General features: G+C 62.1%; 13 protein-coding genes. 10 read left to right on the plus strand and 3 right to left on the minus strand.

The genetic code is table 11. The features are described 5' to 3' along the window. Positions 1-44: 44 nt before the first annotated feature. From epmA to CO660_RS08020, 9 genes are all read left to right on the plus strand, one after another. The gene (gene epmA / locus CO660_RS07980) at positions 45-1,106 is read left to right on the plus strand and encodes an EF-P lysine aminoacylase EpmA (RefSeq protein WP_097598270.1); all 1,062 of its coding nucleotides are present in this window, start codon (positions 45-47) and stop codon (positions 1,104-1,106) included. After that, positions 1,103-2,155, plus strand: coding sequence for a lysine-2,3-aminomutase-like protein (locus tag CO660_RS07985; RefSeq protein WP_097598271.1), 1,053 nt, complete (start codon positions 1,103-1,105; stop codon positions 2,153-2,155). Before epmA ends, CO660_RS07985 begins: the two co-directional genes overlap by 4 nt. 263 nt (positions 2,156-2,418) lie before the next feature. Beyond that, a complete protein-coding gene (locus CO660_RS07990; protein ID WP_085779839.1) occupies positions 2,419-2,670 on the plus strand; it encodes an acyl carrier protein in 252 nt (83 codons plus the stop codon). Beyond that, on the plus strand, positions 2,670-3,851 hold the full coding sequence (locus CO660_RS07995; RefSeq protein WP_097598272.1) for an acyl-CoA dehydrogenase family protein: 1,182 nt from the start codon (positions 2,670-2,672) through the stop codon (positions 3,849-3,851). Before CO660_RS07990 ends, CO660_RS07995 begins: the two co-directional genes overlap by 1 nt. 4 nt (positions 3,852-3,855) lie before the next feature. After that, complete coding sequence (locus CO660_RS08000) at positions 3,856-4,764, plus strand: amino acid--[acyl-carrier-protein] ligase (RefSeq protein WP_097598273.1); 909 nt, start codon at positions 3,856-3,858, stop codon at positions 4,762-4,764. Beyond that, positions 4,755-5,732 (plus strand): DUF1839 family protein, encoded by a 978-nt coding sequence (locus tag CO660_RS08005; protein WP_176536249.1) that lies wholly within the window; start codon positions 4,755-4,757, stop codon positions 5,730-5,732. The genes CO660_RS08000 and CO660_RS08005 overlap by 10 nt, the downstream gene beginning before the upstream one ends. Before the next feature lie 16 nt (positions 5,733-5,748). Next, on the plus strand, positions 5,749-8,229 hold the full coding sequence (locus CO660_RS08010; protein ID WP_097598274.1) for a glycoside hydrolase family 2 protein: 2,481 nt from the start codon (positions 5,749-5,751) through the stop codon (positions 8,227-8,229). Positions 8,230-8,271: 42 nt separating this feature from the next. Further along, complete coding sequence (locus CO660_RS08015) at positions 8,272-9,450, plus strand: glycosyltransferase family 4 protein (protein ID WP_097598275.1); 1,179 nt, start codon at positions 8,272-8,274, stop codon at positions 9,448-9,450. Between the two features lie 191 nt (positions 9,451-9,641). After that, complete coding sequence (locus CO660_RS08020; protein WP_097598276.1) at positions 9,642-12,953, plus strand: alpha/beta fold hydrolase; 3,312 nt, start codon at positions 9,642-9,644, stop codon at positions 12,951-12,953. Between the two features lie 22 nt (positions 12,954-12,975). On the opposite strand, the gene CO660_RS08025 is transcribed toward CO660_RS08020, so the two are convergent. The 3 genes from CO660_RS08025 to CO660_RS08035 all read right to left on the minus strand — a co-directional run bounded on the left by CO660_RS08025 (position 12,976) and on the right by CO660_RS08035 (position 15,511). Further along, the gene (locus CO660_RS08025; protein ID WP_097598277.1) at positions 12,976-14,154 is read right to left on the minus strand and encodes a glycosyltransferase family 4 protein; all 1,179 of its coding nucleotides are present in this window, start codon (positions 14,152-14,154) and stop codon (positions 12,976-12,978) included. 143 nt (positions 14,155-14,297) lie between these two features. Next, positions 14,298-14,534 (minus strand): Lrp/AsnC ligand binding domain-containing protein, encoded by a 237-nt coding sequence (locus tag CO660_RS08030; RefSeq protein WP_003567502.1) that lies wholly within the window; start codon positions 14,532-14,534, stop codon positions 14,298-14,300. A 68-nt stretch (positions 14,535-14,602) separates the two neighbouring features. Then, positions 14,603-15,511 (minus strand): LysR family transcriptional regulator, encoded by a 909-nt coding sequence (locus CO660_RS08035; RefSeq protein WP_097598278.1) that lies wholly within the window; start codon positions 15,509-15,511, stop codon positions 14,603-14,605. Positions 15,512-15,612: 101 nt separating this feature from the next. Between CO660_RS08035 and CO660_RS08040 the strand changes: the two genes are divergently transcribed. Further along, positions 15,613-17,025: a VOC family protein gene (locus CO660_RS08040; RefSeq protein ID WP_097598279.1), complete on the plus strand. Its 1,413-nt coding sequence runs from the start codon at positions 15,613-15,615 to the stop codon at positions 17,023-17,025. Positions 17,026-17,032: the final 7 nt, after the last annotated feature.

Genomic DNA, 17,032 nt, shown 5'->3' on the forward strand with positions numbered 1-17,032 from the left:
AATAGCCACCCCCATACCGGCTTCTCCGGCGAAGAAAGCTTGGAATGAACTTTTCGGCCAAAGCGTCCCCCTGGTGGACCCCGTCCGTGCATGCCGACCGCCGCCCATTCCTGATCGGGCGCAATGCGATTCAGGCTGCGCTTCGCGGCTTTTTCGCGCGCGAGGATTTCATCGAGGTCGACACGGCGGTGCTGCAGGTCTCCCCCGGCAACGAAGCGCATCTGCATGCCTTCGCGACGCAAGCGATAACGACGGACGGTCAGGCGGCACCGTTCTATCTGCACACCTCGCCGGAATTCGCCTGCAAGAAGCTGCTTGCTGCGGGCGAACAGCGCATCTCGTGTTTTGCCCATGTCTATCGCAATCGCGAGCGCGGGCCGTTGCACCATCCAGAATTCACCATGCTCGAATGGTATCGGGCCGGTGAAAGCTATGAGAGCCTGATGATGGATAGCGTGCGGATCCTGGCGCTGGCGGCCGCAACAGTGAAGACGGACAAACTTTCCTATCGTGGCAGCGAAAGCGATCCCTTCGCCGGTCCGGAGCGGATCAGCGTCGCAGAAGCCTTTGAGCGGCATGCCGGCATCGATCTTCTTGCCTCCGTTGCCGCCGACGGTTCGACCGATCGCGAGCATCTGGCGGCCGAACTCAGGCGTGTCGGCATGCGCGTCGCCGGCGACGACGGCTGGGCCGATCTCTTCAGCCGGGTGCTGGTCGAAAAGATCGAGCCGCATCTCGGCTTCGGCCGTATCACCATTCTCGACGAATATCCGGTCTCGGAGGCAGCACTTGCACGTCCCTCGCCGCGCGACCCCCGGGTTGCCGAACGCTTCGAGCTCTATGCCTGCGGCGTCGAGCTTGCCAATGGTTTCGGCGAACTCACCAACGCCGGCGAACAACGGCGGCGCTTCGAGATCGAAATGGCCGAGAAGGCGCGGATCTATGGCGAGACTTACCCGATCGATGAGGATTTTCTTGCCGCGCTGTCGCTGATGCCCGAGGCAAGCGGCATCGCGCTCGGCTTCGACCGGCTGGTGATGCTGGCCACGGGGGCGTCGCGGATCGACCAGGTGCTGTGGGCGCCGGTCGCGGAGTACGGAAGATGAATGCCGTCAAACCAATCAAGAGCGTCGACGATCTCGTGAAGGCGGGGCTTGCCGCGCCTGCCGACCGCGCAGCGCTCGAGGCCGTCGCCGCGCGTTACGCCATCGCGCTGACGCCTGCCGTCACCAGGCTGATCGATCACGCCGATCCCAACGACCCGATCGGCCGGCAATTCGTGCCCGATGCGGCCGAACTCATCGTCGCGCCCGAAGAACGTGCCGATCCCATCGGCGATCACGCCCACAGCCCGGTCGAGGGCATTGTGCACCGTTACCCGGACCGGGTGCTGCTGAAGGCCGTGCATGTCTGCCCGGTCTATTGCCGTTTCTGCTTCCGCCGCGAAATGGTCGGGCCGCAGGGTCTCGGCACGCTCGATGCGGCGGCGATGGAGGCAGCCTTCGATTACATCGGGAGTCATCAGGAGATCTGGGAGGTCATCCTGACCGGCGGCGACCCGTTGGTGCTTTCACCGCGCCGACTCCGCGAGATCATGGAGGCGCTCGCTGATATTGCCCATGTGAAGATCGTGCGTTTCCATACGCGCGTCCCCGTCGTCGATCCGGAGAAAATCGATGCGGCGCTCATTGCCGCGCTGAAGGCAAGTGGCCAGACGATCTATGTGGCGCTGCACGCCAACCATGTCAGAGAGTTGACGATGGAAGCGCGGGCGGCCTGCGCGCGCTTGGTCGACGCCGGAATCGTCATGGTCAGCCAATCGGTGCTGCTGAAGGGTATCAACGACGACCCTGCGATTCTTGCCGAACTGATGAAGGCTTTCGTCGAAATCCGCGTCAAACCTTACTACCTCCATCATCCCGATCTCGCGCCCGGCACCAGCCATTTCAGATTGACGATCGAGGAGGGGCAGAGGATCGTCGCGGCGCTGCGCGGACGGATTTCCGGCCTCTGCCAGCCGACTTACATTCTCGACATCCCGGGCGGTCATGGTAAAGCCGTTGTCAGCGGAAGCACTGTTCGGACGACGGGCGACGGGTGTTATTCCATCTCGGATTACCGCGGCGGCGAGCATTCCTATCCGCCGGCTGACTGACCCGAGGTCGCGCTTTTGCGTATCATTTCTGTACTCGCCGCGTCGGAAGCCGCGTCGAGCATTTCCATTGAAATGATCTTAGCTCATTGGTGTAAAATGAATATTCCTGCCGTCACCGGAAGGATCGTTAAAATCCTAACTATGAGGACCCATCATCTTTAACCCAACCTATTAGCGGAATGTTCTGTTTTCCGCACTAAAAGGACGCTCATGACAAGGCGATGAACGCCGGTTCGGGATCATGAGAACCTTGGAGTGATGGGATGAATAAGACAATCCGCGACCTCGTAGCCAAATTCGGCAAACTTCCTACGCCGGTTGACCAGATCGCCGACGACGCCGATCTTTATGCGGCAGGTCTGACGTCCTTTGCCTCGGTGCAGCTGATGCTCGGCATTGAAGAGGCGTTCGACATCGAATTTCCCGACAATCTGCTGAACCGCAAATCCTTCGCGAGCATCTCGGCCATCGCCAAGACGGTCGATATCATCCAGGATGGTCGGAAGGTCGCCTGATGAACTTCCCCGTCAAGATCATAGAGGACGGTCTTGTCGCAAGGGTCGCCCGTGTCGCCGAAGTTGCGGCGAGACATGCGGATGCCGTCGACATCGAAGGCCGCTTTCCCCGGGAAGCCGTGGATGCGATGAAGGCAGAGAGGCTGCTCGGCATTCAGGTGCCGCGCCAGCTCGGCGGTGAATCGGCCTCGACCACCGAAATCGCCGAATTATGCTCGATGCTCGGCCAGGCCTGTGCCGCAAGCGCCATGGTCTTCGCCATGCATCATATCAAGCTGTCCAGCCTCGTCGAACACGGCGCCGAGAGCGAATGGCACCGCAGTTTAATGCGCGGCATCGCCGCCGACCAGCTGCTGATCGCGTCGGCCACCACCGAAGGCGGCATCGGCGGAAACCTGCGCAACAGCATTTGCGCGATCGAGATCGACGGTGATACCTGCCGCCTCGAAAAGGATGCGACCGTCATTTCCTACGGCTCGCATGCCGACGCCATCCTTATCACTTCGCGTGCCCATCCGCAGGCGGCCTCCTCCGATCAGGTGCTGACGGCCTTCCTCAAGGACCAGTACACGCTCGAGAAAACGCATGTCTGGAATACGCTCGGCATGCGTGGCACCTGCTCCGACGGCTTCCTCTTCAAAGGCCAAGCGCCAGCGCGGCAGATCCTGCCGAAGCCATTCGCCGAGATTGCGGCGCAATCCATGCTCGCTTCCTCGCACCTGCTCTGGAGCGGCGTCTGGTATGGCATCGCGGTCGATGCTGTTGCCCGCGCCCAGGCCTTTGTGCGCGCCGCTGCCCGCAAGGCGCCGGACGCGCAGCCGCCGGGCGCGCTGCGCCTCGCCGAAGTCTCGAACCTGCTGCAAATGGTGAAATCCAATGTCGTTGCCGGGTTGAAGGCTTATGACGATGCCAAATCAGACCCGGACAGGCTGTCGTCGATGGGTTTTGCGGTGGCGATGAACAATGTCAAGATTGCCTCTTCCGAGACGATCCTGGAGATCGTCAATCACGCCATGCTGATCTGCGGCATCATGGGCTACAAGAACGGCACGCCCTTCAGCCTCGGACGCCATCTGCGCGACGCCCATTCCGCACAGCTCATGATTTCGAACGACCGCATCCTCGCCAACACATCGAGCATGCTTCTCGTCCACAAGCAGGACACTAGCCTACTGGGGTAAAGCCATGGATATGCAGACCTCGTTTCTGGACCGGCTCTTCGAGTCCGGCCTGCTGATCGATACCGGCGTTGACGGTCTCTATGGCCGCAGCGGCCAGTTCGAAGATGTCATAACCGCCTTCGAACGGCTGATCGATACGTTCGGCGGCGCCGACGGCGCCGAGGCGATGCGTTTCCCGCCCGGCATGAACCGCGCGCTCTTCGAAAAGAGCGGTTATATGAAAAGCTTCCCGCAGCTTGCCGGCACGGTGCACAGTTTCTGCGGCAGCGAGCTCGACCATATGAGCCTGCTTGAATGCATGGAGGCCGGCGAGGACTGGACCAAGGACCAGCAAGCGACCGATATCGTGCTGACACCGGCTGCCTGCTACCCGCTGTATCCGACGGTCGCCAAGCGCGGCAACCTGCCGAAGACGGGCGGCCTGTTCGATTTGCAGTCCTACTGCTTCCGCCATGAACCATCGAAAGATCCGGCCCGCCAGCAGCTCTTCCGCATGCGCGAATATGTCTGCATGGGAACGGAGCAGCACGTCACCGATTTCCGTCAGAAATGGATAGACCGCGGCGTCGAAATGATGAAGCAGCTTGGCCTCGATGTGACCATCGATGTTGCCAACGACCCCTTCTTCGGCCGCGCCGGCAAGATGATGGTCAACAACCAGCGCGACCAGAACCTGAAGTTCGAGCTGCTGATCCCGATTACCTCTAGGGCGAAGCCGACGGCCTGCATGAGCTTCAATTACCATCAGGACTCCTTCGGCCTGAAGTGGGGCCTCAATCTGGAAGACGGCAGCGTTGCGCACACCGCTTGCGTCGGCTTCGGCCTGGAGCGTATCGCGCTCGCCCTTTTCCACCACCACGGGCTCGACGTGAAGCAGTGGCCGGCCAGCGTACGGAAAACGCTGTGGGGCTGATGACGGCGATGACATCGGTCTTCCCGGCGATCAGTCCGGAAACCTACCAGCAGCATGCGCTGCATTCCGGCGAGCGCGCATGGCCGGAAACCAACTGCTATGTCGATCTCTGGATCGAGGTGCTGGCGACGGCGGGCGTCGCGCCCGAGGCGATGCTGGGTTTCACCCTGTCGCAGGATTTCGAAGGCGATCAGTTCACCTTCTTCAAGGTGCCGCTCGAAGATCTCGAAGCGCTTTACGGCATCCGCGCGACCGAGCTTGCCATCTACGACCGTGTCGAACGGCATGTCGAAGTGCAGATCGCGCGCGGTCGTCTCTGCCTGATCGAGATGGATTCCTTCTACATGCCGGATACGCGCGGCACCGCCTATCGGCAGGAGCATGGCAAGACGACGGTTGCGGTCAACCGGCTTGATGTTGCGGCAAAGCGCGTCGAGTATTTTCACAATGCCGGCTATTTCCGCCTCGAAGGCGAGGATTTCGATGGGCTGTTCCAGCAGCAGCTGACGGAGAACGACCCGCCCTTCTTGCCCTATACGGAATTTGCCCGGTTTCCGGAAAAGCCCGCCGACGAAGCGCATCTGCGCGCGACCGCACGGCGGCTTGCGGGTTTTCACTTCGCCAGGCGTCCCCGCGAAAACCCTATCCGCGCCTTCGCGCGCGTCTTCCCCCAGCAGGTGGAAGCGGTGGCGGAGCGGCCGTTTGGCTTCTTCCACAAATACGCCTTCAACACGCTTCGACAGGTCGGCGCCAATTTCGAGCTGGCGGCCGATCATCTGCTCTGGCTCTCTCCCGAATTTACGGCCCCCGCCGAGGATGCGCGACGCATTTCAGACGCGGCGAAGTCCGTGCAGTTCCAGCTTGCCCGCGCCGTTGCCCGCAGGAGGTTCGAGCCGCTGCAGGCGGCACTTGATCCGGCCGCCGATGCATGGGATTCCATGATGGCATCGCTTGCGGAGCGAATCTGAGGCTGGAGATCAGACAATGCGGGGGCGTTTGGCAAGCATCGGAGCCCGGGAAAGCGTGCTTTCCGAAGGCTGGAATCTGATCCTGACGGAGCCGGGTGCCTGCGCCGTACCACACGATATTCCTCTTTCCGCGCAGTTCATCCCTGCGCCCGTTCCCGGCACGGTTGCGGCGGCGCTTGAAAAAGCCGGGCTCTTCGATCGCGAAAATCCCGAACCGTTGAATACGAAAGACGCCTGGTATCTCTGCCGGCTTTTTGATGCGGAGCCCGGCGAAGCCATCCTGCGTTTCGGCGGGCTGGCCACGATCTGCAATGTCTTCCTCAACGGTCAGGAAATCCTCTTTTCCGAAAGCATGTTCACGGCGCATGAGCTCCCGGTGACGCTTTCGGGTGGCGACGAGCTGGCGCTCTGCTTCCGGGCGCTCGCCCCCCGCTTGTCCGAACCCGGTCCGCGGGCGCGCTGGCGGCCGCAGATGATCACGCCGGCGGGCCTGAAGAATTTCCGCACGACGCTGCTCGGCCATATGCCAGGCTGGTGCCCCGATATCCACGCCGTCGGGCCATGGCGGCCGATTTCACTGGTGCAACGCGATCCCAAATCGATCGACAATGTCTGCATCCGCGCGGTACTGGAGGAAAGCGGCGCCGGCCGGCTGAGCGTTTCCTTGCATAACAATGCAGAAGACCCGGCAATGCTGCTGCGCTGCGGCGGCATGGAACAGCCTTTCGAGAAGATCGGCGAAAATCATTATTCGGCTATCCTCAAGCTGTCCGACATCGAGCCCTGGTGGCCGCATACGCACGGCACGCCACGTCTCTACGATCTGACGCTGGTTTCCGCCGGCGAGGAATATTCGCTCGGCAGCACCGGCTTCCGGCGCATCGACGTCGGCCGCGGTGCGGATGGCGAAGACTTCGCGCTCCTTGTCAACGGCGAGCGTGTCTTCTGCCGCGGCGCGGTCTGGACGACCGCCGATATTGCGCAGCTGCCGGGCGGGCGCGCGGATTATGAGCCGTTCTTGCGGCTTGCCTGCCAAGCCGGCATGAACATGATCCGCATCGGCGGGACCATGGCCTATGAGACGCCCGATTTCTTTGCGCTCTGCGACGAGCTCGGCCTGCTCGTGTGGCAGGATTTCATGTTCGCCAATTTCGACTATCCGCGCAACGACAAGGCTTTCCTCGGCCATGTGCATGCCGAGGTTGAGGAATTCCTGCACGGCGTCCAGGCGTCGCCTTCGCTCGCGGTTCTCTGCGGCGGCAGCGAGATTCATCAGCAGGCGGCGATGCTCGGCCTGCCCATGGAATTTTGGAGCGGACCGGTGACCGACGAAATCATCCCGGCCATCGCCGCGCGCATGCGTCCCGACGTGCCCTATGTGCCGAATTCGCCCTATGGCGGAGCGATGCCGTTTTCGCCCAATTCCGGCATTGCGCATTATTACGGGGTCGGCGCCTATATGCGGCCGATTGCCGATGCCCGCCGCGCCAATGTGCGCTTTGCCTCAGAAAGCCTCGCCTTTGCGCATGTGCCGCAGCAAAGGACGCTGCAGCGCCATCTCGATGTGCCCGCCTTCCACAGCCCGCTGTGGAAGGCGCGCGTGCCCCGCGATCGCAGCGCATCCTGGGATTTCGAGGATGTTCGCGACTATTATTTGAAGCTTCTTTACGATTTCGACCCGGCCCGGCTGCGCCGCGAAGATCAGGAGCGCTACCTCGATCTTTCCCGCGCCGTGACCGGCGAGGTGATCGAAGAGACCTTCGCCGAGTGGCGGCGCAAGGGCTCCGGCTGCAACGGAGCACTCGTCTGGACGCTTCAGGATCTGCTGCCCGGCCCCGGCTGGGGCGTGATCGATTCCACCGGCGAACCGAAACCTGTCTGGTATGCGATGCGCCGAGCCTTCCGGCCGATTCAGGCGATCTTCACCGATGAGGGAACCAACGGTCTCGACGTGCATGTCGTCAACGAGACGGACACCGACCTCGACCTGGAACTCGAGGTCATCTGCCTCAGTGATGGAAAACAGCAGGTCGTCAGCGGCAACATGGCTTTCAAGCTGGCTGCAAGAAGCGCCGAACGCTTTGCCACCACCGCGCTGTTCGGCGCCTTCTTCGATACGACCTATGCCTTCCGTTTCGGCCCGCCGGCCCATGATGCCAGTGTGGCGCGCCTGCGCTCCCTCGCCGATGGCGTCGTTCTCGCGGAAAGCTTCCATTTCCCCTGCGGACGCGGAAAGGCCCTGCACGACGCCAGCATCGAGGCGTCACTCGGCAGAGACGGCGACAGCTGGGTCATCGATCTCTGGACCGACCGGCTGGCGCAATCCGTGCATATCGACGCCGAAGGCTACAGGGCCGACGACGACTGGTTCCACCTTGCTCCCGGCCGAGTACGGCGCGTGAAGCTCTCCGCGCTCTCCGGCACTGACGGCGATGTCCCGCCAACGGGTGAAATCAGAAGTCTAGGCAGTTCGCGTCGCGTCGGGTTCGCGGGCTGAGGCTCACAGGGAACAATGCAAGCTCACCGGAAAGATCGTGATTTGAGAACGATATACCGCTATCTACGCGCCCATCTCCTGCAGCGGCTGATCCCGCGGTCGCGTCTCGCCTTCAATCCGCGCAAGCCGGTCGAAATCATCGGCTATTTCTCGATGCCCGTTGGTGTCGGTGAATCGGCAAGGCTTTGTGCCGGGGCGCTTTCCCAAGCGGGACGGGCGATTTCGCTCTCAGACGTCAGCACGCATCCGGATGAAAAATCCTTTGACGGCTGGGTGTCGTCGGACCTTCCGGCCGAACCGCCGGGAAGCCGTATCTGGCATCTCAACCCGCCGATGCTGCCGCGCGCCATCCTGAAGATGGGTGTCGCCAATTTCACCCGCGCCTTCAACATCGGCTATTTCGCCTGGGAGCTTGAAGTCGCGCCGGCGGAGTGGCGCAACGGGTTGCGCTACATGAATGCCGTCTTCGTACCCTCAGAATTCACCAGACGGACGATTGCACCGCTGACGGCGGCGCCCGTCATCGTGGTTCCGCATCCCGTCACCGAGAAGCCGGCCGCAGAGGGCATACGGGAGAAGTTCGGCATCGAGAAAGATGCCTTTCTCGTCAGCTTCATCTTCAGCGCCGGCTCCTCGATCAACCGGAAGAACCCGCAAGCCGTCATCGAAGCCTTCAGACTGTTCAGCGCCGAATGCCAGAGCGCCTTTCTGCTGATGAAGGCGAGCGGTGATATCGGCAAGGATCAGGGATTACGCGAACTGATTGCTTCGGTCGCTGGCGATAGCCGTATCCGGATCATCACCGACAAGCTCTCGAACGCCGAGATCAATGGCCTCATCCGCTCTTCCAATGCCTATCTCTCGCTGCATCGCTCGGAAGGTTTCGGGCTGACGGTTGCCGAGGCGATCATGCATCGTACCCCTGTCATATCAACCGCTTGGTCGGGCACGGAAGATTTCTGCGACCCCGAGAACAGCTGGCTGGTCGCCTCTCCCCTCATCCCTGTCGTCGATTCCCATCCTGAATTTGCGGGTCTGCCGGGCGCGGTTTGGGCGGATCCTTCTCCCGAAATCGCGGCTGCGCATCTCGGCGATATCTTCCGTGCGCCCGAGCGCGCACGAGAGAAGGCCGGCAAGGCGCGCGAGTTCCTGCTGCGCTACCTCGCAGAGAACAGTTATGAGAAGGCGCTCCAGAAGCTGGCGGCGATGCAGGCGAGCTAAGGTGAGGTCACCACTCCGCTTTATTTTAACATTTTCGCATTAGTGATGACGGGCATGCGGCCGCAAAGCATGTTGCGCAAAAGTGTGCAGCGGTTTTGCGATAACGACATGCGTAAAACAAAAACCTAAAGCGCGAGGAGCGAATCTGAAAGATCGCGACGCGCTTTAGGCTGATCCCCGCGGATGGACAGATGTCGAAGGGTATTATCGCAAATTCGGTGATGAATGCGGCGGCAGGCATGCTGCTGCTGCTGACGGGCTTCGTCTCTTCGATCATCACCGCGCGCCTGCTTGGGCCGGAGGCCAACGGCATCGTCGCCTTCTCGCTGTGGCTGGTGATGACGGGCGCCTCGATTGCCGAACTCGGCTCCAGCATCACGCTGCTGAAGACCCTGCCGCAGCTTACGGCGGAGGGCTATGACGCGCGCCGCCGGCGAGGCTTTGCCGCCATCCTCGTCAGCTTCATGATGTTTTCGACAGTGCTGCTGCTGGCGCTCTACGCCCTGTTCTTCCTGACTTCGGAGGAGATGCACTGGGCAGAAACCGCGCCCTCCGTTGCGCTCGTCACCGGCGCGCTGTTTTTCATCCAGGCGATCGGATCTTTCGTCAAATTCTACCTGATCGGCGAAAAGAAGCTCGGCAGCTTCTTCAAGCTGACCGTCGCCGTCTCGATAATCCAGCTCGCTGGGGTCGCCACCGGCGCCGTACTCTATGGCGTCGAGGGCGTTCTCGTCGGTTATGCGCTCGGCCAGCTCGTGCTGTTTTTCGCCACACTGCCGATCCTTCTGGCGCGGCGCGACTGGTGCGGGGTTTCACTCAAGTACCTCGCCTCCTCCTCCATCATCCTGTCGATCCAGTTCATCATCGATTCTATCTTCCTCAACCGTCTCGAACTGCTCTTCCTGCAGCAGTTCTGGTCGGTGGAAATGGTCGGCTATTATGCGGTCGGCCTGTCGATTGCCAATATCGCGCTGCAACTGCCGATCCAGATGACCGGCAGCCTGCTGCCCTATTATTCCGAACGGCGGCACAGCAGCGACGATTCGACCTTGCCGGTCGAGGTCTTCGCCGCCGTCACCCGCAGCATGGCCTATATCGTGCTGCCGATGAGCCTCGGGCTGGCTGCCATCTCCAGCGAACTGGTGCTCGTCGTGTTCGGGGAAGCCTTCCGCCGCAGCGGCACGGTGGTCGCGCTGCTCGCGCTCGTCGCTCCCGCCTACACATTCATGCAGATCCTCAGCCTCTATCTGCTGTCGATGGACAAGGCCCGCTCCCGCCTCAACATCAGTGTGATAGGTGGCATCCTCATGGTAGCGGGTTGTTTACTGATCATACCTAGGCTTGCCGCCGAGGGGGCCGCAATCGTACGCATTCTCGTGTTCGTTGCGATGTCGGTGATGATGATCAGACAGACAGGATTCGGGTCCCAGCTTTCGGGTCTCTACGCAAGCCTGACGAAGGTGACGCTCGCCTCCGTCTTGTGCGCCTGCGCGGCGATTTCAGTGCTGGAATTCATCCATGGCCCGATCGGTCTTATCTTCGCGATAATCGCCGGCACGATTGCGCATTTCGCCGCACTCCGAGTGCTGCGCGCCGTGCCCGTCGAGGATGTCGAGGTGATGCGTTCCATTGTCGAAAGAATGCCGTCGGCACTGCGGCGGCCGGTCAGCCGCGTAATCGACTTCATTGCACCGAGGCGCCCCGGCGATCCAGACCGGGCCAAGGTGGCGCCCGGCGAATTTTCGCCCGAACCGGCTGAGGGTGCCGGACGCAGCGCCGCCCTGCCCGTTGTCTTCGATGGGACGATCGGGCTGTTCATGCCTGAGAATCCTGAATCTGCCAAGCGCTCGGCCGCGGTCCTTTTCGTCAGTCCATGGGGCTTCGAGGAGATGTGCAGCCGCAAGTTCTTCCGGGTCGCGGCTGAACATTTCTCCGATATAGGCGTGCCCAGTCTGCGTTTCGATTATCGCGGCACCGGCGATGCGCTCGATTTTGGTGCGCTGCCGGCAAGGCTGGAAACCTGGGAAAACTCCATCCGCGCGGCGGCCGCCAAGCTGAAATCGCTTACCGGCTGCGAACGCATCATCCTGATCGGCCAAGGTCTCGGCGCGACCCTTGCCCAGCGGATCGGCTCCTCGATCGAGGGCGTCGATAGCCTCGTCATGCTGGCGCCGGTGCTGAGCGGCCGCGCCTATCTGCGTGAGCTCAACATGTGGTCGAAGATCATCGACGCCGATCTCGGCCTCGGCCATGAGCATGTGCAGGCTGCAAAGGTGCAGATCGCCGGGCTCGTCATGCCGGAAGAGATCGCCGCCGAACTCGGCAAGCTCAACATCGTCGCGCCGCAGGGGCTGGCGGCGTCCCGCTATCTGATCCTCGAACGCCCTGTTAGGGCCGAAGATACTGGCTTTGCCCATGCGCTGCAGGCGCTTGGCGCCAATGTCGAGCAGAAAGTGTTCGACGGCTATGACGAACTCGTCACCAATCCGCTCTTCGCCAAGACACCCATGGCCGTCGTCGAGTTTCTGACGGCCTGGCTGAAGACGGCGACCGCGGAGACATCGGCCGCTCATTCGCCGGCCGCGATCGAAACCATCCCGCTTGCCGGCGACGGTTTCCTGGAAACGCCGGTGCGTTTCGGAAGTCACGATCATCTAGTCGGTGTCGTCAGCCGACCGCTTGGCGAGATCAGGGGCAATGCCGTGCTCTTCCTGTCGACCGCCTATGACCGGCATGCCGGCTGGGGACGGACGACGGTGGACATGGCACGCGAACTCGCGCGCCATGGCGTCGTTTCGCTGCGCTTTGATTCCGCCAATGTCGGCGACAGCCCGCCGCGGCCGGATGCGCCGGAGCAGGTGCTGTATTCGATGACGCAGACCGCCGATGCGATCGCCGCGCTCGATCTGCTCGAAAATGTCGTTGCTGGCCCTATCATGGTCGCCGGCCGCTGCAGCGGCGGCTATGTAGCTTTCCGCGCCGGCGTCGCCGACGAGCGGCTGAAGGCGGTCGTCTCGATCAATCCCTTCGTCTATTACTGGGATCCGAAGGTGCCGGTGCGCCGCGAGCATGTCGTCTCCGTTCCCCGCAGCCTCGACGATTACGGCCAGCGCCTGGCGCGGCTCGACACGTTGAAGCGGCTGCTGCGCGGTCAAGTCGACGTGGTGTCTGCGCTGCGCAATATCGTCATCGCCGGTGGCCGGCGGCTGTCGCCCTTCGTCGCGCCATTGCTCGAACTGCTTCCCGACCGGCGCCATATTGCCCGTGAGGTCCGGCAGTCCTTCGCGCTGTTCGGCAAGCGAAAGGTGCCGCTGACACTGATCTACAGCGAAGGCGACGTCGGCCTCGACCATGTCTATTTCCATTTCGGCCCGCGCGGCGCCAGGCTTTCCCGCTATCCGAACGTGCGGCTGCTGATGCTGCCGGATGCCGACCACAATCTGACGCCGCCGCAATCGCGCAAATTCGTCCTCGACGAGATCATTCGTCTCGCGCGGGCGTAAGCGGATCTTCTGTCGGGGTTGGTCAGCGGCTTTCCGCGGCGGCGATATCAAGCGATCTGTAGAGATCGATGTAACGCCCGGCGACGATATCCCAGGAATAGCCGCGCACGGCGTCGAGAAGCTCAGAGCGAAGGACATCCGGTCGGCCCGCAAGGCTGTCATAGGCCGATTCCACGGCGGTCGCGGCACTCTCCGGACTGGTGAAATCGGCAAGCCTGATGACGCGGTGCCGATCGGCGAGCGTCTGAAAGGCGTCGTTGGCGTTCAGCACCGGCAGCAGGCCGGCACTCATCGCCTCCAGCGCGACCAGGCCGAAACCCTCATATTCCGAAGCGGAGGCGAAGAGCGAAGCCGCAGTGATGATCCGGCGGATGGTCTCATTGTCTGGCGACACATGCAGGGTGACGCGGCCGGTCAGGTCCCGGCTTTCGATCTCGCCTTCGATATTCACCCGGTTCAGGTCGGATTCGGCCCCGACAATGTCGAGATGCCATTCCGGATCGCGGCTCTTCAGAACTGCTATCACGTCGAGCAGATGGTCCAGCCGCTTGTTCACTGAAAATCGGCCGATGGTGACGATGCGGCGTCTTGCGCGACGCGAGGCGGTGTCGGCGAACTTGCCGATATCGGCGCCGTTCTCGACCAGCACGCTGTCCGGCACGATTTCGGAAAACTGCTTGAGATCGGAGGCGCTGCAGCAAACCACACGGCGATAGGCCCTCGCCGAGGCGCGGGTCAGCGTGCGGAACCATATCTTCTTGATCGCCGCATATTTCCGGGTGTGGAAGAAACCGCCATGGGTGGTGACGATCATCGGTTTGCCGTGCAGCATCCGGCCCCAGGCGAGCGCATCGAAGAAGAAGTCGATGGCATGGACATGCACGAGATCGGCGTCGCCGAGATGGCGAAAAACCTGCGGCGCCAGCGGATAACGGCTGCTGCCGGACCACGGAATGCGCACCACCTCGATGCCGTCGATATTTTCGCGCGACGGCAGCCTGTCCTCTGGCGCGGTAAACAGGGAGTTCAGCGTAACGACACGGACACGATAGCCACGCCGAAGGGTCTGGCGGCTGAGATTGGCGACGACGTCTTCCAGGCCGCCGCGATTGGGCAGGAACTGGCGCACGACATGGACGATCAGCGGAGCCGTTTGCGGCTGCGGATTCTCGCGCACCCTGTCTGCCTCGACGATCGCCATTTTCTACCTATCGCTGCGTATGCCAAACGCGTGTTGACGCGGATTTATAGCAACGACCAGATATCTCAGGCGTTAAGGCGTGGTTTCAGCGACGTCCTGCGGAGGCGATTCTTCGCAACAGGGTTAATCGTGTCTGACGGTGTTCAGAAGGCTTTGAAGGTGAGGGTCGTCAGCGACCGGACGATGCCAGGAATATTGGCGATATTGTCGTTGATGAACTTGCCGATGTCCTGGCCTTCCTCGATATAGACCTTCAACAGCAGGTCGTAATCGCCGCTCGTTGAATAGAGCTCCGAGACCAGCTCGGTCTGGTAGATGGCGTCGGCGACCTCATAGGTCTTGCCGGGGGCGCATTGGAGCTGGACGAAGATCGGTTTCATGGAGATTTCCTGCAAAGTTGTTTGGCGCGCATAATGGTCGAAAGCGCCATGCCGATGCAAGCCGTTCCTCACACGGTCCCTCCGGCCGCCGCTTCGGCGACGATCCAGTCGCGAAAGGCGGCAAGCGGCGCATAATCGGCGCGCTCGCTGGGACAGGCGAGATAATAGCGCTCGCGGCTCTCCATCTCCCGGTCGACGGCGGCGACGAGATCGCCGCGCTTGAGTTCTTCCTGCATCAGGAATGTCGGCAACAGGGCGACACCGAGGCCGGCGATCGCCGCTTGCGCTGCGGTGGCGAACTGATCAAAGAGCATACCGTGCACGCTTTCGAAGGAAACGCCGTTGCCGGCGAACCATTGCTCCCAGGCATCGGGGCGCGTGGTCAGATGCAGGAGTGGAACGGCAAGCAGGTCCTCTGGCTGCGAAATCCTGTGCTGTTTCAGAAAATCAGGGCTGCAGGCCGGCACCGTACGCTCCGACATCAGCAAGGTGAGTTCCGCGCCAGGCCAGTGCGGGTGGCCGAAATGGATCGCGGCGTCAATCGAATCGAGCCGGAAGTCAAAGGGTGAAAGACGGGTCGCGAGATTGATCGTTACGCCGGGATTGGCGCTGAGAAAGCGCCCCAAGCGTGGCGCCAGCCAGCGCGTGCCGAAGGTCGGCAGGATGGCGAGAGTGAGCGTGCCGCCGTGCGGGTTGGCGCGCAGGTTCAACGAGGCGCTCGAGATCCGGCGCAGCGCCTCGCGAATCTCGCGGGCATAACTGTCGCCGGCCAGCGTCAGCCGCATGGTCTGGCGTTCACGCAAGAAGAGCTCGACTCCAAGCTGCTCCTCCAACGCGCTGACCTGACGGCTGACGGCGCTCTGCGTCAGGTCGAGTTCGCGCGCCGCCGCCGTCACGCTGCCTGTGCGGGCGACCGCCTCGAAGGCGGCGAGATGTGAAATCGACGGCAGAAAACGCCTTGAAGTGAGCATGATCATTCCGTTTCAGAATGAGCTATTTCCGAAATGTCGATATTTCCGCCTTTGCGGTGCTTGTAAAGAGTTTCATCCTGCAAAATCGGAATGAGCCGGAGCCTTAGATGCCACAAGCCTTCATTTCAACAGATCGTATCCGCTCGCTCTTCACCGACGCGATGTCGCAGATGTACCGGACGGAGGTGCCGCAATATGGCACGCTGATCGAGCTCGTGGCGGATGTGAATGCCGGTTGCCTCGAAAGCAATCCGGATCTGCGCGAACGCCTGGCCCGCGCAGGCGAGCTGGATCGCATCGATGTAGAGCGTCACGGCGCCATCCGCCTCGGTACGGCGGAAGAGCTTTTCACCATCCGCCGGCTGTTTGGCGTCATGGGCATGCAGGCGGTCGGCTATTACGATCTTTCGGTCGCCGGCGTGCCGGTTCATTCCACCTGCTTCCGCCCGATCGACGAGGCGGCGCTCAACTTCAATCCGTTCCGCGTCTTCACCTCGCTGCTGCGCCTGGAACTGATCGAGGATGAAGGCCTGCGGCGGGAAGCTGAGGCCATTCTGGCCAAGCGGCGCATCTATACGCCGCGCGCCATCGCGCTGATCGAGCGTCACGAGCAGAATGGCGGCCTGACCGAGGCGGAAGCGACTGAATTCGTCGCCGAGGCGCTTGAAACCTTCCGTTGGCACGGCGAAGCCACCGTCAGTGCCGAAACCTACAAGCGCCTGCACGACGCGCATCGGCTGATCGCCGATGTCGTCAGCTTCAAGGGGCCGCACATCAACCACTTGACGCCGCGCACGCTCGATATCGATGCGGTGCAGGCCCGCATGCCGGAACGCGGCATCACTCCGAAGGCAGTCATCGAAGGGCCGCCGCGCCGGCAGTGCGATATCCTGCTGCGGCAGACGAGCTTTAAGGCGCTGGAGGAGGCGATCGTCTTCTCGGGTGACGAGGGTGCGGTCCAGGGCACGCATACCGCGCGCTTCGGCGAGATCGAACAGCGCGGCGTGGCTTTGACGGCCAAGGGCCGGGCGCTCTACGACCGACTGCTTGCCTCGGTTCGCGGCGAAGTGCAGGTCGGCGCCGGCGGCGCCAAAGCCGGCGCCTATGACCAGGAACTGGCTGAGCGCTTCAAGGTGCTGCCGGACAGCTGGGATGAGCTGCGCAGCCAGGATCTCGCCTTCTTTCGTTATTCCGCCACGCCCGCGGGCATTGCCGCCGCGATCGCCGGGACCTTGCCGCGCGATCCCGAAGCGCTCCTCGCCAAGGGCTATCTCGCTTTCGCGCCGATCGTCTATGAAGACTTCCTGCCCGTCAGCGCGGCCGGGATCTTCCAGTCGAATCTCGGCACCGATCAGCAGCAGAATTATGCGATGCGATCGAACCGCGACGCCTTCGAGACCGCACTCGGAGCGACCGTTCAGGACGAGCTGGCGCTTTACGCGGAACGGCAGGCCGCATCGCTGGATGCCGCGATGAAGGCGCTCGGGCTCGCGGATCTGCAGCTGAGGACCGTTGCGTGAAATCACC

Source organism: Rhizobium sp. L9, assembly GCF_002531885.1.
Classification (GTDB): Bacteria; Pseudomonadota; Alphaproteobacteria; order Rhizobiales; family Rhizobiaceae; genus Rhizobium.